Origin of the sequence: Candidatus Palauibacter sp. (assembly GCF_965216145.1) — a bacterium.
Lineage (GTDB): Bacteria > Gemmatimonadota > Gemmatimonadetes > Palauibacterales > Palauibacteraceae > Palauibacter.
Window position 1 is genome coordinate 992226 of sequence record NZ_OZ244149.1, and the last position, 24640, is coordinate 1016865.

Annotated in this window: 23 protein-coding genes; 16 read left to right on the forward strand and 7 right to left on the reverse strand. The window is 69.5% G+C overall.

Annotated elements, in window-relative coordinates:
* Complete coding sequence (gene ppk1, locus ACOOHF_RS04385; RefSeq protein WP_420463530.1) at nucleotides 1-2295, reverse strand: polyphosphate kinase 1; 2295 nt, start codon at nucleotides 2293-2295, stop codon at nucleotides 1-3.
* Between the two features lie 96 nt (nucleotides 2296-2391).
* Nucleotides 2392-3978 (reverse strand): HD domain-containing protein, encoded by a 1587-nt coding sequence (locus tag ACOOHF_RS04390; RefSeq protein WP_420463531.1) that lies wholly within the window; start codon nucleotides 3976-3978, stop codon nucleotides 2392-2394.
* Between the two features lie 204 nt (nucleotides 3979-4182).
* On the opposite strand from ACOOHF_RS04390, the gene ACOOHF_RS04395 reads away from it, so the two are divergent.
* A complete protein-coding gene (locus tag ACOOHF_RS04395) occupies nucleotides 4183-5490 on the forward strand; it encodes an amidohydrolase family protein (RefSeq protein ID WP_420463532.1) in 1308 nt (435 codons plus the stop codon).
* A gap of 112 nt (nucleotides 5491-5602) precedes the next feature.
* A complete protein-coding gene (locus ACOOHF_RS04400; RefSeq protein WP_420463533.1) occupies nucleotides 5603-7036 on the forward strand; it encodes a glycosyltransferase in 1434 nt (477 codons plus the stop codon).
* Here ACOOHF_RS04400 and ACOOHF_RS04405 read toward each other — a convergent pair.
* On the reverse strand, nucleotides 6926-8266 hold the full coding sequence (locus ACOOHF_RS04405) for a glycosyltransferase 87 family protein (protein WP_420463534.1): 1341 nt from the start codon (nucleotides 8264-8266) through the stop codon (nucleotides 6926-6928). The genes ACOOHF_RS04400 and ACOOHF_RS04405 overlap by 111 nt on opposite strands.
* Before the next feature lie 8 nt (nucleotides 8267-8274).
* Between ACOOHF_RS04405 and ACOOHF_RS04410 the strand changes: the two genes are divergently transcribed.
* Nucleotides 8275-8997, forward strand: coding sequence for a glycosyltransferase family 2 protein (locus ACOOHF_RS04410; RefSeq protein ID WP_420463535.1), 723 nt, complete (start codon nucleotides 8275-8277; stop codon nucleotides 8995-8997).
* On the opposite strand, the gene ACOOHF_RS04415 is transcribed toward ACOOHF_RS04410, so the two are convergent.
* The 3 genes from ACOOHF_RS04415 to ACOOHF_RS04425 all read right to left on the reverse strand — a co-directional run bounded on the left by ACOOHF_RS04415 (nucleotide 8978) and on the right by ACOOHF_RS04425 (nucleotide 10032).
* Nucleotides 8978-9289 (reverse strand): hypothetical protein, encoded by a 312-nt coding sequence (locus ACOOHF_RS04415; protein WP_419935965.1) that lies wholly within the window; start codon nucleotides 9287-9289, stop codon nucleotides 8978-8980. The genes ACOOHF_RS04410 and ACOOHF_RS04415 overlap by 20 nt on opposite strands.
* Before the next feature lie 12 nt (nucleotides 9290-9301).
* Nucleotides 9302-9703, reverse strand: coding sequence for a hypothetical protein (locus ACOOHF_RS04420; protein ID WP_420463536.1), 402 nt, complete (start codon nucleotides 9701-9703; stop codon nucleotides 9302-9304).
* A 149-nt stretch (nucleotides 9704-9852) separates the two neighbouring features.
* On the reverse strand, nucleotides 9853-10032 hold the full coding sequence (locus ACOOHF_RS04425) for a hypothetical protein (RefSeq protein WP_420463537.1): 180 nt from the start codon (nucleotides 10030-10032) through the stop codon (nucleotides 9853-9855).
* Nucleotides 10033-10629: 597 nt separating this feature from the next.
* On the opposite strand from ACOOHF_RS04425, the gene ACOOHF_RS04430 reads away from it, so the two are divergent.
* Complete coding sequence (locus ACOOHF_RS04430; RefSeq protein ID WP_419935962.1) at nucleotides 10630-11433, forward strand: SDR family oxidoreductase; 804 nt, start codon at nucleotides 10630-10632, stop codon at nucleotides 11431-11433.
* Nucleotides 11434-11449: 16 nt separating this feature from the next.
* Here the strand turns inward: ACOOHF_RS04430 and ACOOHF_RS04435 are convergent, their stop codons facing one another.
* Nucleotides 11450-12907: an OmpA family protein gene (locus ACOOHF_RS04435; protein ID WP_420463538.1), complete on the reverse strand. Its 1458-nt coding sequence runs from the start codon at nucleotides 12905-12907 to the stop codon at nucleotides 11450-11452.
* A gap of 247 nt (nucleotides 12908-13154) precedes the next feature.
* Here ACOOHF_RS04435 and pruA point away from each other — a divergent pair, with 247 nt between their 5' ends.
* From pruA to ACOOHF_RS04495, 12 genes are all read left to right on the forward strand, one after another.
* Nucleotides 13155-14864, forward strand: a complete 1710-nt coding sequence (gene pruA, locus ACOOHF_RS04440) for an L-glutamate gamma-semialdehyde dehydrogenase (protein WP_420463539.1) — start codon at nucleotides 13155-13157, stop codon at nucleotides 14862-14864.
* On the forward strand, nucleotides 14861-15853 hold the full coding sequence (locus ACOOHF_RS04445) for an META domain-containing protein (protein WP_420463540.1): 993 nt from the start codon (nucleotides 14861-14863) through the stop codon (nucleotides 15851-15853). The genes pruA and ACOOHF_RS04445 overlap by 4 nt, the downstream gene beginning before the upstream one ends.
* Nucleotides 15854-15856: 3 nt before the next feature.
* A complete protein-coding gene (locus ACOOHF_RS04450) occupies nucleotides 15857-16795 on the forward strand; it encodes a Phenylacetic acid catabolic protein (protein WP_419935958.1) in 939 nt (312 codons plus the stop codon).
* The gene (locus tag ACOOHF_RS04455) at nucleotides 16792-17238 is read left to right on the forward strand and encodes a metal-sulfur cluster assembly factor (RefSeq protein ID WP_420463541.1); all 447 of its coding nucleotides are present in this window, start codon (nucleotides 16792-16794) and stop codon (nucleotides 17236-17238) included. The genes ACOOHF_RS04450 and ACOOHF_RS04455 overlap by 4 nt, the downstream gene beginning before the upstream one ends.
* A complete protein-coding gene (locus ACOOHF_RS04460) occupies nucleotides 17235-17462 on the forward strand; it encodes a hypothetical protein (RefSeq protein WP_419935956.1) in 228 nt (75 codons plus the stop codon). Before ACOOHF_RS04455 ends, ACOOHF_RS04460 begins: the two co-directional genes overlap by 4 nt.
* Nucleotides 17459-18292 carry a Phenylacetic acid catabolic protein gene (locus tag ACOOHF_RS04465; RefSeq protein WP_420463542.1) on the forward strand — a complete coding sequence of 278 codons (834 nt, stop codon included), beginning with the start codon at nucleotides 17459-17461 and terminating at the stop codon, nucleotides 18290-18292. The genes ACOOHF_RS04460 and ACOOHF_RS04465 overlap by 4 nt, the downstream gene beginning before the upstream one ends.
* A gap of 60 nt (nucleotides 18293-18352) precedes the next feature.
* Nucleotides 18353-18505 carry a hypothetical protein gene (locus ACOOHF_RS04470; protein ID WP_419935954.1) on the forward strand — a complete coding sequence of 51 codons (153 nt, stop codon included), beginning with the start codon at nucleotides 18353-18355 and terminating at the stop codon, nucleotides 18503-18505.
* Entirely contained in the window at nucleotides 18502-18795 is a 294-nt protein-coding gene (locus ACOOHF_RS04475; RefSeq protein WP_420464332.1) for a DUF167 domain-containing protein, read from the forward strand. The genes ACOOHF_RS04470 and ACOOHF_RS04475 overlap by 4 nt, the downstream gene beginning before the upstream one ends.
* Nucleotides 18796-18806: 11 nt before the next feature.
* On the forward strand, nucleotides 18807-19550 hold the full coding sequence (locus ACOOHF_RS04480; RefSeq protein WP_420463543.1) for a class I SAM-dependent methyltransferase: 744 nt from the start codon (nucleotides 18807-18809) through the stop codon (nucleotides 19548-19550).
* A gap of 157 nt (nucleotides 19551-19707) precedes the next feature.
* Nucleotides 19708-19914: a hypothetical protein gene (locus tag ACOOHF_RS04485; RefSeq protein WP_420463544.1), complete on the forward strand. Its 207-nt coding sequence runs from the start codon at nucleotides 19708-19710 to the stop codon at nucleotides 19912-19914.
* A gap of 131 nt (nucleotides 19915-20045) precedes the next feature.
* Nucleotides 20046-22481, forward strand: a complete 2436-nt coding sequence (locus ACOOHF_RS04490) for a glutamine--tRNA ligase/YqeY domain fusion protein (protein ID WP_420463545.1) — start codon at nucleotides 20046-20048, stop codon at nucleotides 22479-22481.
* On the forward strand, nucleotides 22478-24625 hold the full coding sequence (locus ACOOHF_RS04495) for a TonB-dependent receptor plug domain-containing protein (protein ID WP_420463546.1): 2148 nt from the start codon (nucleotides 22478-22480) through the stop codon (nucleotides 24623-24625). Before ACOOHF_RS04490 ends, ACOOHF_RS04495 begins: the two co-directional genes overlap by 4 nt.
* Nucleotides 24626-24640 lie beyond the last annotated feature (15 nt).

Consider the following 24640-nt stretch of genomic DNA (forward strand, 5'->3'; position numbering starts at 1 on the left):
CTACTGGTTGCCGTCCACCTTGCGGCGGCGCTTCCGGACCGCCCGCAACATCCGGTCGTGGTAGTCGACGCGCCGCTGCCTCGGCCCGGGTTCGAGCAGCACGTACTCTCCGGTCGGCAGCAGTTCCCAGGCCCGTTGGTTGTCGCGGAGCGCGACCTGCAGCGTCTTGCGCAGGCGTTTCGTGATCCGCCTGTCACGCACGGGCAGCAACACTTCCACGCGGTCGTCGAGATTCCGGCGGCGCCAGTCGGCGCTCCCGATCCACACCTCCGGCGTTCCGCCGTTCTCCCACCAGAAGATGCGGTCGTGCTCCAGGAAGCGGCCGACGATGCTCCGCACGCGGATGTTCTCGCTGAAGCCGGGGATTCCGGGGCGCAGCCGGCACTGGCCGCGGACGATGAGATCGATCTCCACGCCGGCGCGCGAGGCGGCGTAGAGGGCGCGGATCAGCTTCGGATCGTCGAGCCCGTTCATCTTCATGATCATTCGGCCCTGCCGGCCGGCCTCGACATGGGCAATCTCCCGCTCGATCCGATCCATGATGGCCGGTCGGAGATAGTTCGGCGCGACGATGAGTTCCTCGTACCGCTGCTGCGGGGCGTACCCCGTGAGGTAGTGGAAGAGGTTGACCGCGTCGCGCCCGATTTCGGGCTGGGCGGTGAGGATGCCGATGTCCGCGTAGATCTGGGCGGTCTCGGAGTTGTAGTTGCCGGTGCCGATGTGGCAGTACGTCCGGATCTCGTCCCCTTCCTCGCGCACGACGAGCACCACCTTGGCGTGGGTCTTGAGCCCCACGAGGCCGTACGTGACGTTGACGCCGGCCTCCTCGAGGACGGAGGCCCACTCCATGTTGTCGGCCTCGTCGAAGCGGGCCGTCACCTCCACGAGCACGGCCACCGCCTTGCCGGCTTCGGCCGCCTTCACGAGCGCCGCGATGATCCGCGACTGCTCCCCCGTCCGGTACAGCGTCTGCTTGATCGCCACCACGTCCGGATCCGAGGCGGCCTCCTCGATGAACCGCTGCACCGTGGCCGTGAACGACTCGTACGGGTGGTGAACCATGAGATCGCCCGCACGAATGACGGTGAAGATGTCGGGGCCGTCCTCGGTCTCGCCCTCGCGGATCAGGCGTGGCGGAATCATCGGCTCCCACGGCTCGTAGCGGTGCTGCCACGGACCCTCGGCTGCGATCCGCCAGAAACCCGACATCTCGAGCAGGCCCGGAATCTCGTACAGGTCTTCTTCGTCCAGTTCGAGCTGGCGCAGGAGGAAGGCCCGGACGTCGTTGGGCATCTCCGGCTCGACCTCGAGACGGACGACGCGGGCGAACCTCCTCTCGCGCAGTTCTTCCGAGATCATCTTCAGCAGGTCGTCCGCCACCTCCTCGTCGCGCGCCACATCCGCGTTGCGTGTCACGCGGAAGAGCGACGCGCTCTCGATCTTCATTCCCCGGAAGAGATCTCCCGCGAAACCGCGGATGACCTCGTCGACGGGAACGAGATGGTTGCTCTCGGGCAGCTCGATCCAGCGCACGGACGGCGGGATCTTCACCCGGGCGAAGTGACGCGTTCGACGTTCCGGGTGCTCGAGCATGAGGGCGAGCGAGAGGCTCATGTTCGACAGGAAGGGGAACGGGTGACCCGGATCGACCGCCAGCGGCGTCAGGATGGGGTAGATCCGATCCATGAAGACGCGCCGTACATGCTCGCGCTCCGCGTCATTCAGGTGGTCGAAATCCCGCACGACGATCCCGAGTTCCTCGGCGAGCCGCGGTCGGAGGTCCTCTTCCCACGCCGCCGCCAGGCGTACGCGCATCGTGCGGACGCCCGCGCGCACGAGATCCAGTTGCTCGGCGGGGTCCAGGCCGTCGAGCGACGGCTTGACGACACCGGCGCCGAGCACACGCTTGAGTCCGCCGACCCGCTTCATGACGAATTCGTCGAGATTGTTCTCGGTGATGGCCAGGAACCGGAGGCGCTCCAGGAGCGGCGTCCGTTCGTCCATGGCCTGATAGAGCACCCGCCAGTTGAAGTCGAGCCAGCTCAACTCGGGGTTGAAGTAGAGCGAGGGATGTCGCGGCGTGGCGTCGGCGGGGACCGAGACCTGGTCGGTCGCGCGCGGGAGCACCGGTTCCCCCCGGACGCGATGGCCGAACCGCGGCCCGATCGACGGGATTTCGGGCCGGGCCTCGACGGACGCCGAGGACGAGGGAGAACGCTCGCCGCCGTCGTCGGAGCCCCGTCCCACGCGGAGCGCGCGCGTGCGCCGCGTCGCCTCGTCCGACTCCGATGCCATGGTGCTCTCCGCCGAGGTTCAGTGAATGGGGCCTGAATTATACGGTCTGCGGCGGCTCATCGCCCGGAATCGCTGCCCGGAGCGAAGCGGCGGCGGCTAGGGACTGCGCTCGAGATCGAAGGTGACGTAGGGTTCGAGGCCGAAGATGCGGGCGAATAGCTTCCCTTTGGTGCGGAGGGCCCACTGCTCCAGGAGCACGCTTCCGTTCCGCGCCAGGCGCAGTTCCAGACGGTCTTCGTGAAGCCGGGCTTCGACGCTGTGGACGCGTTGCAGGTGCTCGCGATCGAGGGAGTCGGCGATGCGGAGGAGGGCCGCGAGCTTCTCGACGCGAGCCCGGTCCGCCGCCGTCATGTCCCGGTACAGGTAGTGACCCTCGCGCGGCTCGGCGCGACGGTGATAGCGCGCCACGAGGGCGACGAGCGGCAGTTCATCCGGCGCGATGCCGGGGATCTCGCTGTGCAGGATGAGGTAGAGCGAGTGCTTGTGGTGCCTCGCGTAGGAGATGTGCTGTCCGATGTCGTGGAGCAGCGCCCCGGCGAGCAGGATCGACCGGTCGGGCGGATCGAGGCGATGCAGGTCGGCGAGCTGGTCGAAGAGAGAGACGGCGAGGGAGGCCACGTGACGCCCGTGGTCTTCGTCGAACAGGTATCGCCGCCCCAGCGTCAGTGCGCCCTCGTGTACGATCCGCTCCAGCCGCCCCAGGCCGGCGCCGCTCGTCAGCTCGTCGACGAGGTCGAGGAGCGTCCCTTCCTTCACCCCGACCCCGGGAACGAGAATCCGATCGGCACCCGCCAGCTCGGCGACGCGATCGTACACGATGGCGGCGGGAAGGATGACGTCGGCGCGGTCTTCGCGCAGGCCCAGGCGACCTATGCGCTGGCTGTAGGAGAGACGCGAGAACTCCTCGATCGCCGCACCGAGTTGGACACGCGTGATCTCCGGCACGCCGTCGCTCCGGCTCCGGCCGGCCAGGCGGGCGAGTGCTTCGATGTTTCCGCCGGTGGCGATCAGTTCGACCGGGGTCCAGTGCTTGCTCGCGTGCGGGATGCGGAGAGAGGCCGCGTACTCCGCGAGGAGCTTCGCGAAGTGCGCGGGCGCGTCGTCGGCCCCGGTCAGTTCATTCAGGAGTCGGACCGATCCCATCCGGTGCGACTCGCTCCACATGATCCCCGACCGGTCCGCGAGGGAGACTTCGACGCTGCCCCCGCCGAGGTCGACGAGCATCCACTTCGCGTCGCCGAAGTCGATTCGCGACCTCGCGGCGGTCCAGACGAGACGCGCTTCCTCCGTCCCGGAGATGAGGCGGATCGTGATGCCGGCTTCATCCTCGACGCGGCGCACGAGATCGGCGCCGTTGCGGCTCTCGCGAACCGCGCTCGTGGCGACGGCCCGGACGTGGTCGATGCCCAGACGATCGATCTCCCGCCGGAAGCGACAGAAGCCCTCGACCGTCTTCTCGATCGCCGCGGCGGAGAGTTCGCCGGTGAGGAAGGCGGAGTGTCCCAGCCGGACGGGGACGCGCTCGCCGGACAACTCGACGTACCGGTCCGGGGCGTGAAATTCAGCCGCGATGAACCGGAATGCGTTCGATCCCACGTCGATGGCGGCGACGCGCAGGGGAAACCCGAGGCGCGTTGGGCTGTCGAGAGCCGCGCCCCCGACCGACTGTCTCGCGTGGTGCATGTGGGGTGTGCGCAACTCCGCGGTTCCAGTGGTCTCGAGAGGGTGCCGGGCGCCGCCGGCACGAGACGCGCCCCGGGAGATTAAACGTAGACGCGGCGACGGGAAAACACGACCCCGCCGTCGCCCGCCGCCCGGACTTCTACCCTGCGGCGCCGGAACGGGTCATGTTGGGGATCTGACGACCACCATCCGGAGGCTCCGATGATGCACTTTCTTCGAGGGGTCGCCCCGTCCCGTCCCGACGCGATCGCTCCAAGGGCCATCGCTCTGCTCGCGTGTCTGACGGGCCCGGCGGCGCTGGCGTGTCCGGCGTTGCTGGCGGGCCAGGGAGAACTCGCCTTCACAGGCGCGTCGGTGCTCGATCCCGGCGCGTCCGGCGTCATCACGAATGCGACCGTCGTCGTTCGCGACGGGCGCATCGTTTCGGTCGAGCCCGGGGGCGAGGCGCCGGCCGGAGCTCGCGTCATGGATCTGGCGGGGCGCTACCTCGTGCCCGGCCTCATCGACGCGCACGTGCACATCGGGGACCTGGCGGCTGCCCGCCGGGCGCTCATGTCGGGGGTCACCACGGCCCGCAGCATGGGGAGCGGATTCTTCGCGGATGTGGGTCTTCGCGAGCTGTTTCGGCGCGGCGTCTTCGCGGGTCCCGAGATCCTCGCGGCCGGCTACCACGTGCGGCCGAGGCCGGCGGAGGGGCTCTTCCTCGACGAACCGGCGTTGAGCGACCTGCATGGCCGCGATGTCCGCGGGCCCGAGGCGCTGGGACGCATGGCGGGCGCGATGCTCGACCGCGGCGTGGACTTCATCAAGGTCAACGCGACGGAACGCGCGGGACTGCCGGAGACGGATCCGCGCAAGCCGTTCTTCACGGAGGCGGAACTCTCGGCGCTCGTAGCGGCGGCGTCCGGGGGTGGCGTGCCGGTGGCGGCGCATGCGCACGGTGACCGGGGGGGTCGCGCGGCCGTCGCGGCGGGCGTCCGCAGCATCGAGCACGGCACCTACCTGCGGGAGGAGACGCTGCGCCTGATGCGCGAACGCGGGACCTTTCTCGTGCCGACGATCGCCGTCGTCTCGGATCTTACGCTTCCCGGGGGCGACTACGACGACCCGATCCTCCAGGTGCGGGGTCGCCATATGCTGCCCCGGGTACGGGAGACCGCGGCCGCCGCCCATGCCCTGGGGGTGCCCGTCGTCGCCGCTACGGATACGGGGTACGGAGCGGAAAGCGTGCTCCGCCTGAGCCACGAACTCATCGAACTCGTCGGGATCGGGATGAGCGAACTCGATGCGATCCGGGCCGCGACCACGGTCGCGGCCGAGTTGCTCGGCGTCGGGGACCGGACGGGTCGCGTCGCCCCGGGTTTCGAGGCGGACCTCCTCGTGCTCGACCGGAATCCTCTCGAAGACATCGGACGGTACCAGGACGTACTGTTCGTGATGAGCGACGGGATCGTGGCTCTCGACCGGCTCGACTTCCGCGCGGACGCGGTCGGTGGCCGGCGCGTCCCCTGAGCCTGTTCCCGGCGGGGACCGCGGGAAACTGGCGGCGGTCGCGGGGTAGAATGATTCTTGGAGGGGACGCGCGCGGGAGGCGCACGCTGAAGAAGCTGGCCATGGAAGGGCGATGAGCGAGATCGGACAAGTTGCGTATCTGGCGCTGCTCGCCTTCCTGGCCCCGTTCGGGGCGCACCGCCTGCGACTTCTGTGGCTGCGGGCGCGTCGGCCGGCCCGGGCCGAGCATCGCGCGTGGCGCGGGTCGCTTCCGACCGTCACGGTCCAGCTTCCGGTGTACAACGAAGCGAACGTGATCGAGCGGCTCATCGACGCGGCCGGCCGGCTCGATTATCCGACCGACCGCCTCGAGATACAGGTCCTCGACGATTCAGACGACGAGACCGTTGCCCTCGCGGGGCGGCGGGCCCGCGCCTGGCGAGCCCGGGGCATCGACATCCGGCACATCCGCCGCCGGTCGCGCGAGGGTTTCAAGGCCGGGGCGCTGGCGCACGGCACATCGATCGCCCGCGGCGAATTCCTCGTCGTGCTGGACGCCGATTTCGTCCCGCCCCCCGGTCTGATCCGGGACCTCCTGCCGCCCTTCGAAGACCCCTCCGTGGGGGCGGTGCAGGCAGCGTGGGACCACCTGTCGCCGGACGCGAGCTGGCTCACGCGCGCCCAGGCGCTCTTCCTGGACGCGCACTTCGCCATCGAGCACGAGGCGCGCTACCGGGCGGGTCTCTTCTTCAACTTCAACGGCTCCGCCGGGATGTGGCGCAGGGGCTGCATCGAAGCGGCGGGAGGCTGGCAGAGCGATACGCTGACCGAGGATGTCGACCTCAGCTACCGCGCCCAGCTGGCGGGGTGGCGCTTCGTTTATCGCGATGACGTGCGGGTCCCGGCGGAACTGCCGTCGAGCCTGCGAGCGGTCGAGATACAGCAGAGCCGCTGGACGCAGGGTGGCATCCAGAGCGCGCGGAAGCTGCTGCCGCGCATCTGGCGCGCGCGTTTGCCCGCGGCGCACAAGCTCGAGGCCACGGCTCATCTCGCGGGACACATCGTCCACCCCCTGACGCTCACGATGGCGGTGGCGCTGGCGGGCGCCGGCTGGGTGGCGGGGACGGGGTTCGGTCTGCCCTCGATCGTGCACGCGTTCGCCCTCCTCCTCGCCACCGTTCCGTTCGTGCTCTTCTACGGGGCGGCGGGATGGATCCGGAAACGCCGGGGGATCGCTCGGAGGATCGTCGAGGCCATGCTCCTGGGGCTGGGGCTGGGCGTTCCGCTCACCTTCGCGGTGCTGCGGGGCGTCGGCGGCCGGCGGACCCCGTTCGCACGCACGCCGAAGCGGGGTTTCTCACCCACGGTGGGGTATCGGGCCCGGCTTGCGGGGGGGACCGCCCTGATTCGCTTCGGGCTGGCGGTCGCTCTGGCGGGCGCGATCGTGAACACGGCGCTACTCGGCTCCGCCGCCGCGATCCCGTTCACCGCCCTGTTCGCGGCGGGGTACGCGCTCACGTCGCGCGAGTGCCTCAGGACGCCGCCCTCTCCAGCCGTCCCGGGCTAGCAGGGCCAGGGGCGGCCCGTGGATGAGCCAGGCCAGCCACGCCGGTTCCGGCCACACGCCTGTGGACAGGTAGGCGCCGCGCCCCGCGTAGGCGAGGAAGACCGTGCCGCTGAGGAGGAGCCAGCCCCGGTTCAGCGACAGACAGGCGAACGGGAGCGCCCAGAGCACATACCACGGGTGGAGCGTCGGCGACAGCAGGAGCGCGGACCCGATCGTCCAGAAGAGGGCACGATCGAGCGCCCAGCGGCGGAGCGCCGCGTGGATGGCGAGGCCCCCGACGACGACCGCCCCGATCCACCTGGGAAGATCAGGGTGGCCCGGAAGGAGCTCCAGGCCGCGGTAGAGGCCGGCGTTGAACGCCCAGATGTCGGCGTACGCGCGGAGACCGCTGAAGAGCGAGGCGCCCGCGGCGGCGTACGGGAGGTAAAGCACGGTCGGCACCGCGAGTGCGACCGCCACGGCGAGCGCGGCCGCCCGGATCCGCCGGCCGCGGAGACGCCCGAGGGCGGGCACTGCCACGAGCGGCGCGAACTTCATCGATCCGCCGATCCCCAGCAGCGCACCCGCGCGCCACGCGGGCCCGGCGGCCCCGGCCAGCGCCACGGCCCCGAGCATCGGCGCCAGGCCGAGCGGGTCGAGGTGCCCGCTCCACGCGACTTCCACGATCACCAGCGGCGACCACAGATAGAGGAGGAGCGGCAGCGGGCCGCGGCCTCGCGAGAGTCGGTGGACGAGCCACGCGACCGCGAGATCGGCAGCGAGCCACGCCAGCTTGAAGATCCACCAGGCCGGGCCGATCCAGGCCAGAAGCGCGAACACGAGCTGGGCGCCCGGGGGATAGATGGTGGGGATGTCGGGGTGATTTATGAGGGGCCACCAGTCCGTACGCAGTTCTTCGAGCGCCGGGGCGGAGGGGGGGAGGAGATAGGGATTCACACCGTTTCGCTGCACCCACCCATCCCACATGAACCGATAGATGTCCTCCGAAAGGACCGGGGCGGCCGGGAACATCCCGGCCCGGAGCGCGATTCCGGCGATCCAGATCCGTCGCCGGTCCGGCGCCGTCCCCAATTGCGTCGTGCCGTACCGCGCCGCAAGCAGATAGGCGGCGAACGCCACTCCCCACAGCGCGAGCGCGGGGCCGGGGGTGCCGGAACCGCCCCAGGCCATCGTCCACAGGGCGGCCGCCTCCACGGCCACCAGCACCCAGAGCAGCCGCGTACCTGTCATCCGAAGCCGTGCGGACCGCGATCCTGATCCCCGCCCGCGACGAGGCGGAGGCGCTCCCGCACCTGTTCGAGGCGTTGGGGGCGGAACGCGTCCGTCAGGTCGTGCTGGTGGACAACGGTTCGCGCGATGCTACGGCCGACATCGCGCGGGCGGCGGGGTCGCGGGTCGTGTACGAGCCACGCGCGGGGTACGGCCGGGCTTGTCTCGCCGGTATCGAGTCGCTCCGCCCGGCCCCTCCGGACGCTCTCGTATTCCTCGACGCGGACGATTTCGCGGCGGCCGGGCAGTTCGACGTCCTGCTGCGCCCCATCGAAGAAGGCGAGGCGGACCTTGTGATCGGCGAGCGCGAGGCTGACGCCGGGGGGGGGGTTCGCTGGCACGCGCGGCTGGGAAACCGGCTCGTGCTCGCCGCGATGCGCCGACTCTACGGTGCCGACATCCGCGACATGGGACCCTTTCGCGCCATCCGCTGGAGCACGCTGGAGTCGCTGAAACTCGACGACACGAACTACGGCTGGTATGTGCAAATGCAGGTACGCGCCCTCCGCGCCCAAACTCGCGTGCGCGGCGCGCCGGTCCGGTTCGAGCGACGGACGATGGGCCGGTCCAAGGTGTCCGGAAGCCTTCCCGGCTCGATCCGCGCGGGCTGGGTCATGTTGCGCACGCTGGTCGTGGAGGTGGCGCGCCGAGACCCGGTCGGGGCCGGAACCGTCAGCCGCGAACAGCGGTGAGCAGCTGTCTCAGCATGACGTCGGGAAGTTCGCCCGCCCGCCGGACCACCGAGGCCGCCGTCTCTTCCAGAAGAACCGGAGCCGTGTCGTACCGCTCGTCACCGAGCCGAAACGAAAGTCTCCCCCGGGCGAGGTCGGCGGCGACCGGTTCGACGATGACCAGAACCTTCCAGCGATCGCCCGCATCGTCGAGGACACCGACGACGGTCTCCTGCCCCGCGTCGTCCCACATCCGCAACTGGGGGCGTCCTTCCCCCGTCCCGTCGTTCCCGCCCGCCCGATGTCCAGCCATCCGCCCTCCGATTCAATCGGCTTCGCGGGCGTCCTCCTCGGAACGCTGTCGCCACAGGCCCATGAGGTACTTCTCGTACAGCTCCGGGGCGGTCTCGTAATCGCTGCGCCACGTCTCGAAGTCCGGGAGCGGAACGCTCTCCCTCAGGCGCTTGGTGGCCAGCCGAACCATGGCCTTGAAGCCGAGCTCGCCGGGTCCGATTTCCTGCTCGCGGGCTTCTTCTTCGACGATTTCGTAGATGCGCTCGTCAGCCAGGGAGAGAAAGACCTCGGTGATTTGCGCCGAGCAGTAATCCGCGTATTTGGCCCGCAGCACCCCCTCATCGGATTCCGACCCGCTGTCGGCACCCCGACCGGCCCCTCGGTGCTCCGTCTCGGAGGACACTGCTATCCTCGGCTCGAGATCGCTGGCCACCCTCACTCCACCCGTGTTCCCAGCGCGATTTAGCCCCGGGGCGGGCGGGCGTCAACGCCACGCGCTTGCGCTCCGGGGCGGGCGGAGGGAGAATCACGACCCCGCGGGGTGCGGGCCCGGGTCTTCCGGGGAGGTGTGAACAGGATCGCCTAGCGGCGCTCGGAGGCGCGGGCCGTCAACTCCTCGAAGATGATGCGCCGGGCGAGCACATACTGGATCGCCCGGCCCAGGAACTCGGGATCCCGCCGGCGCACATCTTCAACGTCCGCCGCGAGTTCCTTCGGGAGGTCCACTACGACGTTGACGAAACTACGGTCGGATGTTGCCATCATATCGCGGGATACGCTCATCAAAACTGAAGTTCTTTCCTTGGATCGCTACGGACCCTCGGCGGTCCGTGAAGATCCTGCCGATGCCTCCCCTGTCGCCGTTTGAGGATAGGGAACCGCCTTTGCCTCCGGCAAGCGGTCCTTTCTGCGGCGCCGGGAAACGAGCGACACCGGCCATGACATGTAACATGATATACCATAGGTATTTATGTGAGTGTTGAAGGATCGTCCAAAACTCCGGATCAGATGTGGATTCTGCTTCATGCGCGTTGCATGATCGTTGCATCGTTCTCTGCGTTCACGCTGCGGCAACGGGCGATAGAGCATCTGTAAGGGGCGTCCCGAACTTCTCGCGCCCGGAAGCGTTTTTTCAAAAAAACAAAATCGCGGCCGAGGCGCCGCCGACGGTGGAGATCCGTCGCCGATCGCTGCGGCACGCGACGAACCGAGGCGCGGCCCGGCGGTCCGGGGGCCTCCTCCGGGCCGTCGGACCGTGCGACCCGGAGAGCGGGCGGCTATGCTGAGCGCTTCCACCGCCACGGACGCGGCAGGCCGTGGCGTGATGAGGGTGCACTTCACGGAACGGGAGAGAGCGGCGTGACGGATTCGGCACCGGGGGCGTTGATTCTGGGTGCTTCGAGCGGCTTCGGCGAGGCGGCGGCGATCGCCTTCGCCGGGGCGGGCTACGACATCTACGGCGTACATCTGGACCGGCGGGCCGGCCTCGTCCGCGTCGCGGAGATCGAAGCGTGCATCGCGGCGAGCGGTCGCCGCTCGATGTTCTTCAATGCGAATGCGGCCGCGGCGAAGAAGCGCGACCGGGTGCTGGACGAAATCGCCGACACCGCGGGAGCCGGATCGATTCGCGTACTCATGCACTCGCTGGCGTTCGGCACCCTTCGGCCCTTCGTCGGCGATGGCGACACGGCGATGAGCCCGGAGCAGATGAACATGACGCTGGATGTCATGGCCCACACTCTGGTCTACTGGACGCAGGGTCTGCTCGACCGCGGGCTCATGCGCGAGGGCGGCCGGATCTTCGCCATGACCTCCTCCGGGGGCGATCGGGTCATTCCCTCCTACGGTGCGGTCTCGGCCGCCAAGGCCGCGCTGGAATCGCACTGCCGGCAACTCGCGCTCGAACTTGCGCCCCGGGGGATCACGGTCAACGCCATCCGGGCCGGCGTCACCGACACGCCCGCGCTCCGCAAGATCCCGGGAGCCGAGCACATGATGGCGGAAGCGGCGGCCCAGAACCCGCACGGCCGGCTGGGCACGACCGGGGACGTCGCGCGCTGCATGGTGGCGCTCGCGGACGCCGAGACGGCGTGGATGACGGGGAACACGATCCGCGTGGACGGTGGCGAGGACTTCGTCGGCTCAAGACCTCCGGGAGACTGAGGCCCCGCGGGCCCCTTCAGCCGCCCGGCGGCGTCACGACGACCTCGATCCGCCGGTTCCTCGCCCGCCCTTCCTCGGTCTCGTTGCTCGCGATGGGGCGATCCTCACCCAATCCGACCGCCTCCACGCGTGACGACGGTATGGGTACGCGGGACAGGATGTGCTCGCGGACCGCGATCGCCCGCCGCTGGCTCAACGCCTGATTCCCGCGCGCCCCGCCCTGGGCGTCCGTGTGTCCCTCGATGCGGACCGCCGCCCCCGGGAACGTCGTGATCACGCGCTGCACCTTGGCGAGCAGGGGATGGAGGCTCTCGGAGATCTCCGCTTCGCTGGACTCGAAGGTGAGCCCATGCAGACGGAGGACGATCCGGTCCCCGGTCAGGAGTACCTCGCCCTCGGACGCGGTGAAGAGCCCCTGCACCTCGCGAAGCCGGGCCTCGCGCTCGCGGATCGCCAGCAGTTCATCCCGTGCTCCGGTGAAGCGCTGCTCGAACTCGATCAGGCGACCCTCGGCGGACGCCAGCCGTGACTCGAGATCGGAAGTCCGGGCGCGTTCGTTCCCGAGATCCTCCTCCAGCCGGGCGTTGTCGGCCCGAATCCGCTCGATCTCCGCGGCGAGCCGACTCGTCGTTTCGCCGGTATCGTTGCGCTGAGGCGTCACGCCGGCGGCTTCGGCCAGGCGCGCAAGGTCGTCTTCGTGCTCGTCGACGAGACGCTCGAGCAGTACCTCCCGCCGCCGCACACTGTCGGAGAGGGTGGCGATCCGGTGAGCTCGGGTGAAGGCCACGAGAGCCGCCTCTCCCGCCTGGCCGGGGCCGTCCTCGAGCCGGTTCATCTCGATGTCCGCCCCGCCGCTCGCCAGCAGCGCCTCGCCTTCGGCAAAGGTGGCCGGCGCCAACTCGCTCGCCCCCGCCGTCATGGCTGCGGCGCGGGCCTGGATGGCGGCGCCGAGAAACCGGTCGCGCCACCCCGCGCGCGCCGCCCGGCGATAGAGATCCGCGGCCCTCGCCGCTCGCACGCCCGCCTCGTCCAAATCGTCGCGCTCGAATCGACGGCCCGCTTCCAGAAGTTCCCTTTCGGCGCTCTCCCAGGCCTGGCGGGCCCGGGTCCCGGCCTCCGCCGACCGCGCCTCCGACCGCGCCGCGAGCGGCTCCCCGAACTGCGAGCGGCCGGCGGCCGCGATCCCCTCCGCGTCTTCCAGTCGCTGCTCCGCTTCGCTCAGCAACTCCCGGAAGCGGGCGTCCTCGCGACCGTCCTCCCAGCGGCGTACCGCATCGTCGAAGCGTTCCACGGCCGCCCGGAAGGTCTGTGGCGCCAGCAGGTGAACCGCGTTCTCGCGACCCGCGTCGACGCGGGCTTCCATCGCTCGCAGCAGCGCCGCCCCCTCCTGCGCCAGTCCCGAGGCGGGACAGAGCAGGAGGGACAACGCGAGCCACACCGCGCGGGGGCCGATCAGGTGCTTCGCAAGCTCCATCTTGGTAGTGAGACACCTCGCTCGAGCCGGGCCGCCGCCGCGGACGACCATTGCCGGGACACCACGCCACGTATCGGGGTAGATTACTCGTCGGTGTGGTCCGCGATCAACGGGCGGGTACGCCGCCGGCGGCCCGAAAGTCCGTCTCGAGAGCCGCGTCGACGGGGTCGCGAACACCTTTCACTCTCACTCCCGGCGCGCCAGATTGACCTTCCCTTCGCGAACGAAATCACCAGGGGGATCCTCGATGACCCTATTTACCGCCGAGGTATTGGAAGCGGCCGCCGCCGGCTCGCCCGCCGCCGGCGACGAACGACCGGCGACCGGGAGCCAGGGCCGATTCACGATTCCTTCTCCCTCGAACGAACCGATCCACGACTACGCCCCGGGCAGCCCCGAACGGGCTGCGCTCAAGGCCGAACTTCGGCGCCAGAGCGGCGAGATAGTCGAGATTCCGCTCATCATCGGAGGCCGCGAGGTCCGGACTTCGCGCACCTTCGATGTCACCATGCCCCACGACCACGGCCACGCGCTGGCCCGCTGCCATGTGGCCGGTGTGGCCGAGGCCGAGGCCGCCATCGCCGCGTCGCGCGAAGCGTGGGCGGAGTGGTCGAACTGGGCCTGGGAGGATCGGGCCGCGATCCTGCTCCGCGCCGCGGAACTGCTGGCCGGCCCGTGGAGGATGAAGCTCAACGCGGCGACGATGCTCGGGCAGAGCAAGACGGCGTACCAGGCCGAAATCGACGCGGCCTGCGAGGTGGTCGACTTCTGGCGCTTCAATTCGTTCTTCGCGTCGCGTGTGTACGCGGAACAGCCCGTCTCCGGCCCCGGGGTGTGGAACCGCATGGACCACCGCCCCCTGGAAGGGTTCATCTACGCGATCAGCCCCTTCAACTTCACGGCGATCGGGGCCAATCTGACCACGTCCCCCGCGCTCATGGGGAACGTCGCGGTCTGGAAGCCGTCGACCACGGGCGTGCTCTCCTCCTACTACGTGATGGAGCTTCTGGAGGCGGCCGGACTGCCCCCGGGCGTGATCAACTTCATCCCCGGGGTCGCGTCGGAGATCAGCGATGTCCTGCTCTCGAGCCGCGAACTGGGCGGCATCCACTTCACGGGATCGACCGGCACCTTCCAGCACCTGTGGAAGTCGGTCGCCCGGAACGTCGAGAACTATCGCGCCTACCCGCGGCTGGTGGGCGAGACCGGCGGCAAGGATTTCATCCTCGCCCACGAGAGCGCGGACCCGCGAGCGGTCGCGGTGGCCATCGTGCGCGGCGGCTTCGAGTACCAGGGACAGAAATGCTCGGCGGCATCCCGCGTTTACATCCCCGACACGATGTGGGAGGAGGTGCGCGACCGCGCCGTCGCGATGACCGAGGAGTTGCGGATGGGCGACCCCGCGGACTTTCGAAATTTCCTCGGGGCCGTCATCGATCGGTCCGCGTTCGACAACATCAGGTCGTACATCGACCACGCGAAGGCGTCGCCGGACACGCGGGTCCTCGCCGGGGGCGGGTGTGACGACAGCCGCGGGTATTTCATCGAACCCACGCTGGTCGAGGCCGGCGACCCCGCACACAAACTGATGTGCGAGGAGATCTTCGGTCCTGTCGTCACACTCCACCCGTATCGGGCTTCGAACTGGAGAGAGACGCTCGAACTCGTCGATGGTACGTCGCCCTACGCCCTCACCGGCGCGGTCTTCGCGCGCGACCGCGCGGCGGTGCGAAATGCGGGCGCCGCGCTGCGCAACGCAGCCGGCAACTACTACATCAACGACAAGCCCTCGGGCGCGGTCGTCGGCCAGCAGCCCTTCGGCGGCGGGCGGGCGAGCGGCACGAACGACAAGGCGGGCTCGGTGCTCAATCTGGTGCGCTGGGTCTCTCCGCGAACGATCAAGGAGACCTTCGACCCGCCCACCGACTATCGGTATCCGTTCATGGAGGCGGAGTGAGACGGGAAACCGTATTCGCGGGGTTGATGGCCGCCGCGGTCGGCGTCGGCGCGTGCGAGCGCGGACCCGAGCCGGCGTACCGTGAACTTCTGGAAGAGGGCGCTTTCCTCACGCTGGATGGGGGCAGCGTCACCCTCCGCGCAGGGTCGGGGGTCGGTGACGGCAACGTTCGGCACGAACTCCTGATGACGGCGGAGGGAGATCTCGATTTCAACTCCGAGACGGACGCGGCCGTCGTTCTCGTCGCGGAACAGGGGCGGGAACGATTCCTGACGCTGCACGCCCTTCTCCGCGATGGCGGGGAGGCCGTGGACGTTTCGGCCCGCCTGATCGGGGATCGGATCGAGGTCCGGCGCATGGCGATCGAAGAGGGGTTGATCCGTCTGGACGTCCGGATCCGGCGGCCCGCCGACCCGATCACGGTGCCTCCGTCCGTCGACATCGTGCAGCACTTCGTGCTCACGAACCGCGGGGTCATCCCCATCCGGCTCACCGATGTCATCGAGGAGGGGACCCCGGGGGCCGCGGCGGCGGACGGAGCGGGAGACGGTGCGGCGGCGGGAGTACCCGCGCTGCACACGCACGAATGGGAACTCGAGTCGTTCGACTTGGGGGAGTGGACCGCGGACCTCCGCGGCGTGGAGCCCGTGACGCTCCGATTCCTGGCCGAGGCCTTCGATGAGGCGGACGTTACGGGGCAGGTGTCGGGTTTCGCGGGCTGTAACCAGGTATTCGGGCGGTTCCGCGCGACGGCGTCCGAGGCGCTCCGCTTCTACGGGCTCGCGACCACGCGGAAGAGTTGCCGCGGGCGGGGAGCGGAGGTCGAGCAGCGTCTCCGCGAGGCTTTGGGTTCCGTGCGGGCGTTCCAGCTCTCGGGCGACCGGCTCGTACTGGCGCTCATCGACGGCGCGATCCGGTTCCGCGCCGGGGGGCGGCTGGTCCCGATCACACCCGAATCGTCTGATTCGGAGGAAACGGAAGACGAATAGCGTATGGGACGCTTCACGGACGAAGAACTGCAGCGGAAGGTCCAGGAAGGGTTTATCGTCGAGTCCGAAGAGGACATGACGGAGACCTACAAGCGGGCGCTCATCACCCAACTCACGGTGCAGGGGGATACGGAACTCATCAGTGCCCCGGCCTATTTCATGGCGGCCCGCGACGCGCCCTCGACGAATATGATGGTGTCGGCCACGGCGATCATTCAGGATGAGCTCGGGCACGCGAATATCGCCTACCGCCTGCTCGAGGATCTCGGCGTCGACCGCCACTGGCTGCTCTATGAGCGGGAACCCGCCCAGTTCAAGCACCCCTACGGCTTCGACCAGCCGCTCATGGACTGGGCGGAACTCGTATCGGCGAACGCCCTCTACGACCGGGCCGGGATCACGCTCCTCGGCGACGTGCACCGGAACACCAGCTACGGCCCACTCAAGCGGGGACTCGTGAAGGTGGGGATGGAGGAGAACTTCCATCTCCGCCACGGCGAAGTCTGGATCCGGCGCTTCGCCGAGGCCGGGGGCGCGGCCAGGGAGGCTGTCCAGCGGACCCTCGACTGGATGTTCCCGATGGGCGTCGAGTGGTTCGGCATGCCCGACGACAGGAAGCACCACAACGCACAACTCGACTTCCGTCTCAAGGGGATGACGAACGACCAGCTGCGACAGACGTGGCTGATGGCGGTCGTGCCGCTGTGCGAGGAGTTAGGGTACGACGTGCCCGCGCGCTACGACCCGGACACGGATGAGGTGGAACTTACCTACGAGCTGCCCTGCCAGTACGACCCCGATGCGCGGCGCTGGCGCTTCGACGAGACGATCACTTGGAAGCAGGTGTTCGAGCGCTGGAAGGCGCGCGGACCGATGAACGAGCAATACGTGGAGTCGCTGCGTCGGAGTCGCTTCGCGGTCGAGAGGATGCTCGCGGCATGACCGAGGCCGTCGCGCGACGGCCGGGGCTGCCCCGGTATGAAGAGGGGATGAACTTCGCCGCCGTCCTGCGGGAAACGCGCGGAGGGCGCGATCTGCCGCCTCCTCCGGTCTTCGCCGAACCCGCGGCGGACCTCGCGGAGCGCGCGCGGAGGGCGCTGTATGAGGTGGCGGATCCCGAGTTGCCGATCTCGATCGTGGACCTGGGACTCGTCCGGCGGGTCACCGGGGACGAGACGGCGGGTTCGGTCACCGTATGTCTCACGTTCACGGCAACGGCCTGTCCGTGCATGGACTTCATCGCGTGGGACGTGCGGGAACGCCTTCTGAAGGAGGAGGGGGTCCGCGAGGTCGAACTCGTGACCGTGTGGGACCCGCCCTGGACGACGGCCGCGATCTCCGATCGGGGCCGGGCGTACCTGAAATCGTTCGGGGTCGCGACGTGAGCGGCGACGGCCGCATCTACGAGGTGTTCGCGCGCAAGAAGCGGGCGGACCGGTTCGAGCACATCGGCGCGGTGGCCGCGCCCAACGAGCAGTTGGCCCGCGTGTACGCCTGGCAGACCTACGACGAGGCGAAGTGGTTCGAGATGACGGTCGCCCCGCGCGACGCCTTCGCCGCGGTCAATCGCCCACAGGCGCCGTTCACGCTCGGGGAGGCGACGACGTGACCGAGTCGGCCCGGGTCGGCTTCAAGTCGGCGGCCGACCTGCCGGACGAGGTGGCCGTTCGCCTCGGCGACCTCCTGCTCAGCCTCGCGGACAACAAGCGGCTGCTCGGCATCCGCTATTCCGACTGGATTCTCGGAGCCCCATCGGTCGAAGCGGGCATCGCCTGCGCCGCGATGGCACAGGACGAGTGGGGGCACGCACGCATCCTCTACGCCATGCTGCGTGATTTCGGTCACGATCCGTCCGCGCTCGAGCACGAGCGGCCCTCCGGGGCGTACCGCAATTCGGAGTTGCTGGACCGCGATGTCTCGTCGTGGCCCGAGTTCCTCGCCCTCAACTTCCTCTGGGATACGGCGCTCTCGGTACAGTTCGAGATGCTCGCGGAGAGCCGCTTCGAACCGATCCACTACAAGGTGCGCAAGCTGCTCGAGGAAGAGCGCTTCCACTTCGACCATGGGCAGGGGTGGACGTTGCGCCTCCTCGCGGCCGAGGGCGGGCGCAAGGCGCTGGCCGAGGCCTTCGAAGCGGCCTGGAACGCCTGCCTCTGCTGGTTCGGGCCGGACGGCGATCCGCTCGGCTCGACGCTCGCCGAGCACGGGATCGTGGGCTCGGGCCCGGCCGGGGCGCGGCGGCGCTGGCTCGAGCGCGTGGGGCCGCTCGTCTCGAAGGTCGGGCTGACGCGTGCGGCGGGCGAGACGTGGATCAGCACTCGCGATCCGGCCTGGGAAGGCCGCTGCCCGGCGCGCCGGCGCGCCGTGGATGGCGGTCCGGACGAGGATTCCCTCGCGCGCGTCCGGGGCGACCGCAATCGCGCGCTCCTGATGGACTGAACCGTGGACGGCGAGGCGCGACGCGCAGCTCCGCGGAAACGGCCGGAGCTCGACGACCCGGTGGAGAGTTCCGCCCTCCCTTCATCGATCCCGTGCCCGTTCTGCGGCTCGGATGATTCCAGCCCCTTCGCCACCTTCGGCGGTCAGGCTTCGACCGCCCAGTACTACTGCAACGCCTGCCGCACGGTGTTCGAGACCATGCGTTGGCGCTGAACTGGTACTCCCGGGCCCCTGACGGAGGCCTCCTGAAGATCCGCCTGCAACCCCGCGCGGGTCGCACGGAAGTCGCGGCTGCGCACGGCGACGCGCTGCGGGTCCGCGTCGCCGCCCCGCCCGTGGATGGCGCCGCGAACCGGGCCCTGGTGCGGTTTCTCGCCCGGAGACTCCGCCTCCCTCGCTCGGCGGTCGAACTCCGCTCCGGCCACCGGGGGCGTGTGAAGTCGGTCTGGGTCCGGGGCCTGGACGAACGCACCGCCGCGGGGCTGCTGGCGCCCGACCGTTGACACCCTCGGCCGTGCCATCGCGGAAGCCCGATGCGTATCGCGATCGGGTACCGGCGCTGGCCCCCTACGTGAGCGCGCTGCTCGCCCATGCCGCCGGGGACACCGCCGGGGAACTCCGGCTCCGCAGCAGCCTGGGCGAGGACGAGGCGTTTCCGGTCGAGTTCTTCTTCCGGAGCGAGAATCGGATGCTCGACTTCGAGCGTTACGCGCTCGACCTGTGCCGGGGGCGCGTGCTCGACCTCGGGGCCGGCGCGGGGCCGCACACCATCGCGCTTCAGGCGAAGAAACGGTCGGTCGTCGCCCTCGAGGGCTCCCCGACGCTCGCCCGCCTGCTGAAGGCGCGCGGCGCCGCGTCCGTCGTGTGCGCCGATTTCCGCTACTGGCGGCAGGCGGGATTCGACACCGTGCTCATGCTCATGAACGGTCTCGGTCCGGTGGGGACCCTGGCGGGTCTCGACCGCTTCCTCCGGCACGCCCGGCGGTTTCCGGCTCCCGGCGGACAGCTCCTGATCGACGGCGCGGAGGCGATACCCGGCGAAGCTCGGCGTTCGGGGCCATGGCCCCCGGCGGGAGGATACGCCGGCCAGGCGTGGATCGAACTGTCGCACGCCGGCCGCGTCGGCCGACCCTTTCGCGAGCTGTACATCGATCTGGAGACCCTCGCCCGCCATGCCGCCGCGGCCGGCTGGCGGTGCGAGGTCGCCTTCGAGGCGGAGGAAGCCGCGTATCTCGCGCGCCTGACGAAATCAGACTGACGCACCGGTGCGCGTCGCTGGCGGCGGGCAAGCGGCTGCCAACCCTTTGGCCGCTCGTCGGGTCGAAGGGTCACGAGACGGGCAGAAACTTTCTCCGCCTCTCGCCGTATGAACAGGAACAGGATCGCAGCCGCCGTACCGAGGAGGGATGAATCTCATGGACAGACTGGCAAAATGGGCGTCGGGCAGTTCTCTGGCCTGGTTAGTGGTCGCGGTGGGGCTGACCCTGGGCACGCACGGCGGGTCTCTGCATGGCACGTCGGCGACCGGGGCGGCGGAGCCACCCGCGGTCGGGGAGTGTCCGGAGGCTCCGGTCGCGACCATCGATGGGACACTCGCGATCGACCGGGACACGCGTTCCTGACGGCGCGCCCCCGACGGGGCACCGCGTCAGAGGCCGGGCCGGGTCCGAGAGGGCCCGGCCTTTTTTTTACGGACCCCTTCCCGTGGCGCCGCGACGGTTCCCGTTCGGCCGCCGTCGCGTAGTTTCCCCGCATGTCGGAACGAGAGCGGCTGGACTTCATTCGACAGATCGTTGCCCGCGATGTCCAAGGCGGCAGGCACGGAGGGCGCGTCCTCACGCGTTTCCCGCCCGAGCCGAACGGGTTCCTCCATGTGGGCCACGCGTCCGCCATCTGCCTCGATTTCGGGGTCGCAGCGGAGTACGGCGGCCGGACGACCCTTCGCATGGACGACACGAACCCGACGACCGAGGACCCGGCCTACGTCGAGGCGATCGCGCGCGACATCCGCTGGCTGGGGTTCGAGTGGGAGGGCGAGATCCGCTACGCCTCGGATTACTTCGAGGCGCTCTACCGGATGGCGCTCCGGATGATCGAGGACGGCTTCGCCTACGTGGACAGCCTCTCGGAGGAAGAGATCCGCGCCCATCGGGGTTCGGTGCTCGAGCCGAGCCGGCCCAGTCCCTACCGGGACCGTTCGACGGATGAGAATCTGGACCTGTTCCGGCGCATGCGCGCGGGCGAGTTCGCCGACGGCGAGCACGTCCTCCGGGCCCGGATCGACCTCGCCGCCCCGAACATGAAGCTGCGCGATCCGCTCATGTACCGGATCCGGCACGCGCACCACTACCGGACGGGCGATGCGTGGCCGATCTATCCCTTCTACGACTGGGCGCACGGCCAATCGGACGCGATCGAGGGGATCACGCACTCTTTCTGCACGCTCGAATTTCAGGACAATCGCGCCCTGTACGACTGGTTCATCGAGCATACGCGGCCCGCCGCCGCCGGGTTCGAGCGCATCCTGGAGGCCGAGGGCGGCGGTGGAGAGGAACTGGGCTCGTGGGATCCGCGTCCCCGCCAGTACGAGTTCGCGCGCCGTAACCTCGACTACACCGTCGTCAGCAAGCGGAAGCTCCTCCTCCTCGTGGAGGAAGGACACGTATCGGGCTGGGATGACCCGCGCATGCCCACGCTCGCCGGTTTCCGCCGGCGTGGAATCCCCCCGGACGCGGTTCGTGCCTTCTGCAGGCAGATCGGGATCGGAAAGGCCGAGAACCGGGTCGAGATCGCGACGCTTGAATGGGCGGTTCGCGATGCGCTCAACGCGCGTGCGCCGCGCGTGATGGCCGTGCTGCGTCCGCTCGAGGTCGTGATCGACAACTATCCGGACGCCGGGATCGAGTGGCTGAAGGCGCCGTATTTCCCGTCCGGGGTCGAGGCGCGCCCCGAAGGCTGGCCGGAGACACGCGAGGTTCCGTTCACGAGAGTCCTCTACATCGATCGCGGCGACTTCGCCGAGGTACCGGAACCCGGGTTCAGGCGGCTCGCCCCGGGACGGGAAGTGCGCCTGCGGCACGGCTACTTCATCACCTGCCGAAGCGTGGACAAGGACGAGGCCGGTCGCGTGGTCCGGCTGCACTGCACCTGCGATCCGGAGACGAGAAGCGGCACGGCCCCTGACGGACGCCGGCCGGCGGCGACGATCCACTGGGTTTCGGCGCCCCGCTCGTTGCCGATCGAGGTTCGTCTGTACGACCGGTTGTTCCGGACCCCGGACCCGACCGCTCGCGCGGACAGGATGCGGGAGCGACTGAACCCGGACTCGCTTCAGATACTCTCGGAAGCGCGGGCCGAACCCAGCCTGGCGGCGGACCCGCGCGAGACGACGTATCAGTTCGAGCGGCTGGGCTACTTCATCCGGGACCGCGCGACGCGGGCCGTGGCGACCGTCGTGGGCGCGGACGGCGCGGTTCGTCCCGGCGCGCCGCTCGTGTTCAACCGAACGGTCACGCTGCGCGACGCGTGGGTGAGGCGGGCGGTGGCGGACGCCGGCGGCGCGGACGCGTCCCCGACGACCGACGCCACGTCCGGGCCGGCGACGCCGGGCGTCGACACGGGCCGCGAAGCCCGTGACGCCGTTCGGGGGGCCGACCCGGCGCTTCAGGCCGCCTTCCACCGTCTTCGGGAGCAACTGGGGTTGCCCGACGACCTCGCCGATCTGATCAGCGGTTCCGGGGCATCCGTCCGCTATTATGATCAGGCCATTCGCGACGGGACCGACCCGGTCGCCGTAGCGAACTGGCTCGTGCACGAGGTCCGGGGGGCCGGCGCCAGCGGCGGCGATGCAGGCGCACTCGATCCGGAGGCGCTGGCTGCGCTCGTCGGGCTGGTGCAGAATGAGGAGATCTCCCGCTCCGTGGCGAAGTCCCTCCTCGCGCGACTCGTCGAGAGCGGAGGCGACCCGCGCGAGATCGTCGAACGGGAAGGGCTCGGTCGCATCGGTGACGTGGGGCGGATTCGCCACATCGTCGATCGGGTCCTGGCGTCGCACCCGGCCGAGGTGGAGCGTTATGCGGCCGGCCAGATGGGACTGATCGGATTCTTCGTCGGCCAGGTGATGCGCGCGACGGACGGGCGCGCGGACCCGACCATGGTCAAGCAACTCCTCGAGGAGAGCCTGAAATGACGCTACGAGACCCGCGGTCCGGATGGCGGAAGGCACCCCGAGCGGCGCTGTTCCTGCTCGGCTTGTCGACACCCTGGCTCGCTCTCCCACTCGCGGCGCAGGAACCGGCGCCGGCCGACAGCGTGGTCTCGCTGGGCGAGCTGATCATCTCGGCGCTCAGGTCGCCGACTTCAGTGGGCGAGGTGCCCGTCAACGTGACGACGGTGACGCGCGAGGAACTTCGTCTCTCGGCGGCCCAGACGCTGCAGGACGTCCTCCAGGAAGTCCCCGGCCTGAACTTCCGATTCCCGTTCCAGGCCGGAGTCGCGCACCCTTCCTGGCAGGCCGTGACGCTGCGTGGACTGGGGGGAACCGCCGCCAGCCGGACGCTCGTGCTCGTCGATGGCGTACCCCTGAACGACCCCTACTTCGGCTGGGTACGCTGGAGCCAGGTCCCGGTGGAGGTGATCGAACGGATCGAGATCGTCCGCGGCGGGGCCACCGTCAGCTGGGGGAGCCAGAGCCTGGCGGGCGTCGTCCACGTAATCACTCGCTCGGGCGGCGGTGCCGGGTTCTCCGCCGGCGCGCAGGGAGGGAGCCAGTCCACCTTCCGCGGTGATGCGATGGCGTCCTTCGGGGACGACCGCATCGGCGGATACGTGGCCGGCGAGTTCTTCGACAGTGGCGGCCACATCCTCACGGAACCCGGCCTGCGAGGTCCGGTGGACATCCCGTCCGCGTCGAGCCACGGCGCGCTGCGCGCGAAGGTCGAACTCCAGGCCGGGGACCGGCTCCGCATCCACGCCCAGGGGAACTACTTCGATCAGGACAAGGACAACGCGACGCCGCTCCGGAACAACACCACGGAAGCGGGATTCGGACAGATCGGGGCCACGCTCACGGGGAGCGACGGGTCCGCGCTCACCCTGAATGCGTTCATCCAGTCCCAGTCCTACGTGAACTCGTTCTCGAGCGTCGACGGAACGCGCGGCAGCGAGCAACCCTCGATCAGCCAGGACGTCCCATCTTCGGGGATCGGGGCGAACCTCGTGTGGCAGAAGCCCGGACTCGGCAGGCACGCCCTGACGCTGGGGGCCGATCTCCTCGGCGCGACCGGCGACGCGACCGAGCAGTTCCTCTTCGATGACGGCGCCTTCGCGAGACAGCGGGAGACCGGAGGCGATCAGACGCTGTACGGTTTCTTCGCCCAGGACCGGATCCGGGTCGGCGACCGCTGGCAGCTGTACGGCGGGCTCCGCCTCGACGTGTGGCGGAACTCCGCGGGCTCCCGGCACATCTTCGGGATCGCGGACGGAAACGTCCTTACCGACGACACGTTCGAGGACCGTAGCGGCACCCAACTGAGCCACAACCTCGGTTTCCTGCACGACGTTTCGGACGCCGTCGCGGTGCGTGGCAGCTTCTACAGCGGCCTCCGAGTCCCCACCCTCAACGAGCTGTACAAGCCGTTCCGGGCGGCGGGCAACGTCGTCAACGAGTCCAACGAGGCGCTGGACCCGGAGCGGGTCCTCGGCGCCGAACTGGGCCTCGATCTGCAGCCCGATCCGTCCGTGTTGATTCGCCTCACGGGCTTCTGGGCCCGCGTGAGCGACGCGATCACCGACGTGACCATTCAGGAGGCCGAGACCTCCGGGGTCATCCAGCCGTGCGGGTTCGTCCCCGCCGGAGGGGTATGCCGCCGCCGCGACAACGTGGGCACGCTGCGGAGCCTGGGACTGGAGACCGAAGTCGAGGTACGCCCGGCGCCAGCCTGGCTGCTGGCGGTGAACCACCAGTTCAATCCAACGGAGGTCACCGACGCGCCGGGGAGACCGGATCTGATCGGCAACGAAGTGCAGGGAAGCCCCACGCACCGCGCCATGCTGCGGGTCGGCCATATCGATCCGACGACGCTCGAAGTGGTCGTGACGGGCCGATACCTGGGCGCCCGGTTCGACAACGACCTCAACACGGGTGAGATCGACGCGTCGTTCCTCCTCGATCTCCGCGTTCGGCGTCAGCTCACGAGCCGGCTGAGTGCGTTCGCGAGTGTGCAGAACATCTTCGACACGATCGCGGAGATGTCGCACGACGCGAACGACTTCGTGCGCGTGGGGGGCCCGCGCACCTTCGTCGGCGGTATGCGGGTGCGGTTCGGCGGCTGAGCGTCCGGCCGCGCC

Excerpts from the sequence above, each read along its gene's own strand:
- ACOOHF_RS04455 (WP_420463541.1), top strand. The coding sequence starts at position 16,792 with ATGACCGAGGCCGTCGCGCGACGGCCGGGGCTGCCCCGGTATGAAGAG.
- ACOOHF_RS04390 (WP_420463531.1), bottom strand. The coding sequence starts at position 3,978 with ATGCACCACGCGAGACAGTCGGTCGGGGGCGCGGCTCTCGACAGCCCA.
- ACOOHF_RS04425 (WP_420463537.1), bottom strand. The coding sequence starts at position 10,032 with ATGGCAACATCCGACCGTAGTTTCGTCAACGTCGTAGTGGACCTCCCG.
- ACOOHF_RS04415 (WP_419935965.1), bottom strand. The coding sequence starts at position 9,289 with ATGGCTGGACATCGGGCGGGCGGGAACGACGGGACGGGGGAAGGACGC.
- ACOOHF_RS04405 (WP_420463534.1), bottom strand. The coding sequence starts at position 8,266 with ATGACAGGTACGCGGCTGCTCTGGGTGCTGGTGGCCGTGGAGGCGGCC.
- ACOOHF_RS04395 (WP_420463532.1), top strand. The coding sequence starts at position 4,183 with ATGCACTTTCTTCGAGGGGTCGCCCCGTCCCGTCCCGACGCGATCGCT.
- ACOOHF_RS04400 (WP_420463533.1), top strand. The coding sequence starts at position 5,603 with ATGAGCGAGATCGGACAAGTTGCGTATCTGGCGCTGCTCGCCTTCCTG.
- ACOOHF_RS04485 (WP_420463544.1), top strand. The coding sequence starts at position 19,708 with ATGGACAGACTGGCAAAATGGGCGTCGGGCAGTTCTCTGGCCTGGTTA.
- ACOOHF_RS04495 (WP_420463546.1), top strand. The coding sequence starts at position 22,478 with ATGACGCTACGAGACCCGCGGTCCGGATGGCGGAAGGCACCCCGAGCG.
- pruA (WP_420463539.1), top strand. The coding sequence starts at position 13,155 with ATGACCCTATTTACCGCCGAGGTATTGGAAGCGGCCGCCGCCGGCTCG.
- ACOOHF_RS04490 (WP_420463545.1), top strand. The coding sequence starts at position 20,046 with ATGTCGGAACGAGAGCGGCTGGACTTCATTCGACAGATCGTTGCCCGC.
- ppk1 (WP_420463530.1), bottom strand. The coding sequence starts at position 2,295 with ATGGCATCGGAGTCGGACGAGGCGACGCGGCGCACGCGCGCGCTCCGC.
- ACOOHF_RS04435 (WP_420463538.1), bottom strand. The coding sequence starts at position 12,907 with ATGGAGCTTGCGAAGCACCTGATCGGCCCCCGCGCGGTGTGGCTCGCG.
- ACOOHF_RS04450 (WP_419935958.1), top strand. The coding sequence starts at position 15,857 with ATGGGACGCTTCACGGACGAAGAACTGCAGCGGAAGGTCCAGGAAGGG.